This is a genomic window from Cedecea sp. B1(4), from assembly GCF_059414925.1.
Map to the genome: position 1 here is coordinate 1 of NZ_JCAHMZ010000032.1, position 545 is coordinate 545.

Here is a 545-nt window from a genome sequence, read left to right on the forward strand (position 1 = left end):
GAATATAGCCGTGTCTAAAGAAAAATTTGAACGTACAAAACCGCACGTTAACGTCGGTACTATCGGCCACGTTGACCATGGTAAAACCACTCTGACCGCTGCAATCACTACCGTTCTGGCTAAAACCTACGGTGGTTCTGCTCGTGCATTCGACCAGATCGATAACGCACCAGAAGAAAAAGCTCGTGGTATCACCATCAACACCTCCCACGTTGAGTACGACACCCCGACTCGTCACTACGCGCACGTTGACTGCCCAGGGCACGCCGACTACGTGAAAAACATGATCACCGGTGCTGCTCAGATGGACGGCGCTATCCTGGTTGTTGCTGCGACTGACGGCCCTATGCCTCAGACTCGTGAGCACATCCTGCTGGGTCGTCAGGTTGGCGTTCCTTACATCATCGTGTTCCTGAACAAATGTGACATGGTTGATGACGAAGAGCTGCTGGAACTGGTTGAAATGGAAGTGCGTGAACTTCTGTCTCAGTACGACTTCCCAGGCGATGACACTCCAATCATCCGTGGTTCTGCTCTGAAAGCGC

Annotated in this window: 1 protein-coding gene; it reads left to right on the forward strand. The window is 52.1% G+C overall.

What is annotated here, in order from left to right; genetic code table 11:
• Positions 1-10 precede the first annotated feature (10 nt).
• Positions 11-545: GTP-binding protein (locus tag ACR6JA_RS22030; protein WP_420171489.1), on the forward strand; the 535-nt coding region annotated here is incomplete at its 3' end.